This is a genomic window from Mesorhizobium sp. LNHC221B00, from assembly GCF_000502935.1.
Classification (GTDB): Bacteria; Pseudomonadota; Alphaproteobacteria; order Rhizobiales; family Rhizobiaceae; genus Mesorhizobium; species Mesorhizobium opportunistum.
In genome coordinates this window covers 1-2,610 of sequence record NZ_AYWR01000062.1, presented here as the reverse complement: position 1 = coordinate 2,610, position 2,610 = coordinate 1, and the positions used below count along the sequence as shown (strand labels likewise).

General features: G+C 63.1%; 1 protein-coding gene. It reads left to right on the top strand.

The annotated features are described in order from the left end of the window. Positions 1 to 280 precede the first annotated feature (280 nt). A complete protein-coding gene (locus tag X741_RS136490) occupies positions 281 to 2,518 on the top strand; it encodes a mannose-1-phosphate guanylyltransferase/mannose-6-phosphate isomerase (RefSeq protein WP_023781033.1) in 2,238 nt (745 codons plus the stop codon). The last annotated feature ends 92 nt before the right edge of the window (positions 2,519 to 2,610 follow it).

The following is a 2,610-nucleotide window of genomic DNA, read 5'->3' as shown; positions in this document are numbered from 1 at the left end:
GTCGCAGCGTCGCCGGCAGATGTTCGAGGCCGTCGACGCCGTGCTGCGCCGCAGCCCCGAAGTCGGCGCCTATAACCAGACTTTCTGAGCTGTGATTCGGCCAGCCTGACCTCGATCTCGACGCATGAGGCCGAAGCCACCATCACCAGTGGAAATGTCGCAGAACCGATCCCTGTCGACATCTCGAACCGATAGGAGTTGCCGCATTTCCAACTGGACGAACACGGGCTAAAGGCTTGTGTCGGGCGCCAACCGCAGCTTTTTTGAATACGAGACCTGAATGACCGATCGAATTGTCAGTTTTGTCATGAGCGGCGGCGTTGGCTCGCGGCTCTGGCCGCTGTCACGCGAGGACAATCCCAAGCAGTTCCATGACCTGTCGGGCGATGGCTCGATGCTGGCCAAGACCTTGCGTCGGCTGGCGGCAAGATCCGGCGGCGAAACGCCGATCTTCCTGATCGCGGCGGAGCGCCATGCGGAACGTGTGCATGCCGATCTTGCCGGCCTCGATCTCGCCGGTGGCGGTCCGCTGTTCGAGCCCACGGGGCGAAACACCGCTGCCGCCGTCGCGCTGGCGACGCTGCGCACTTTGTCCGAGTTCGGCGACAGCCTGGTCCTGGTGGTGCCGTCGGACCACGAAATATCGACGGCAAGGCAATTCTGGCAGAGCATAGAGGCGGGTGCCGAGGCGGCACGCGCAGGCCGACTTGTGGTGTTCGGCATAAAGCCGGCGCAACCCGAAACCGGCTATGGCTATATCGAGGTCGCGGCCGAAAGTGGCGGCATCTTCGACGTCTCACGCTTCGTCGAAAAGCCGGACCTTGCGACTGCGCAAGGCTATCTCAAAGCCGGAAATTTCTACTGGAACACCGGCATCTTCCTGTTTCGCGCCAGCGCCATGCGAGATGCATTTGCCGCCTTCCAGCCGGACATCTGGCAGGCCACCGAAGTAGCCTACAGGGCGGCGACATCGGATCTGTCAGGCCTCTATATGCCGCTCGAACTCTACGCGGCCATTCCGTCCAACTCGATCGACTACGCCATCATGGAGCGGGCGAAGGACATCGCGATGGTGCCGGCCGGTTTCCGGTGGAACGATCTTGGTTCCTGGCAATCACTGCTCGATGTCGGCCCGTCCGACAGCAGGGGCAATGTCATTGTCGGCGATGTCGTCGCCATTGATTGCGAAAATTCGTACATCCGCGGCGACGGTCGCCTGTTGTCCGCCATCGGCATGAAGGACGTTGCCATCGTTTCGACCGCTGACGCCACTTTCATCGCTCCGGTCAGCCACAGCCAGCATGTCAAGAAGATCGTCGAGCAACTCGAGAAGAATGGCCGGCTCGAAACACGGTTCACGCCTGCCCATGATCGCGTCATTGAAAGCGGCGCCTGGCGGCGACGCGTGCATCATTGGCTGTTTCAGGAAACCTTGCCATTGTGGTCGACATCAGGTGTCGACGAGCGCCACGGCGGCTTCCATGAGGCACTGGGTTTCGACGCCGAGCCGCTGATGAAGCCCAAGCGCATGCGCACCATGGCAAGGCAGGTCTATGCCTTCGCCGTCGCCAGCGCTCGCGGTTGGGACGGTCCGGCCGACCGGCTGATCGCACATGGCATCGACTTCATGGCAGGGAAGGGGCGCACCGACCGCGGGGGTTGGGTGCGCACGCTGAATGTCGACGGCTCCGTCGCCGATGCCACGGAGGATGCCTACGACCATTCCTGCGTTTTGCTGGCGCTGGCGCATGCACATATGTCGGGCAATCCCGATGCCCTTCGGCTCGGCGAGGAAACCTTCGCCTTTCTCGATGCCCATCTCGAGGACAGCCGCATGACCGGGTTCCTCGAAACATCGGACGGGGAGGGCGAGCGGCGCTCCAACCCGCACATGCATCTGCTCGAGGCGTTCCTGGCCTGGCATCAGGCCACTGGAGAGCGTGCCCATCTGCGCCGTGCCGCACGCATCATCGACCTTTTCCGCAGCCATTTCTTCGATCCTGAAAGCTGGACGCTCGGCGAATACTTTGACGCCGAATGGAAGCCGGCCGCTGGTGACAAGGGGCTCTGGACCGAGCCTGGCCATCATTTCGAATGGGCCTCGCTGCTGGTCGATTTCGCCGAGCGCAGCGGCCAGGCCGAATTGCGCGGCTTCGCCAGAAAACTCTACGCCTCGGCAATCGCCAGCGGTCTCAACCGCGCCACGGGCCTCGCCTATGGCGCGGTCTCGCGGCAAGGCCTGCCGCTCGACCTGGCGTCACGCAGTTGGCCGCAGGCTGAAGCGGTCAAGGCGGCAATTGCGCTGAATGGCTCAGGCGGCCCCGATCTCAAGCCGGAGATAGAGGCGCGCGTCGGTCGGTTGTTCCGCTGGCACATCGATCCGGCGCCGCTCGGCCTGTGGATCGACCGCATCGACGAGCGCGGCCGATCCTTGGCATCCGACGTTCCGGCCAGCATTTTCTATCACCTGGTCTGCGCGCTGACGCAGTATCTAGACGGGACGGCGGAGAGAAGCTAGTTGACGACCGCCTCATTCCTTCACGCCCCCCTCTGTCCTGCCGGACATCTCCCCCTCAAGGGGGTGTTTGGACCGGGGACATCGCGAACAGG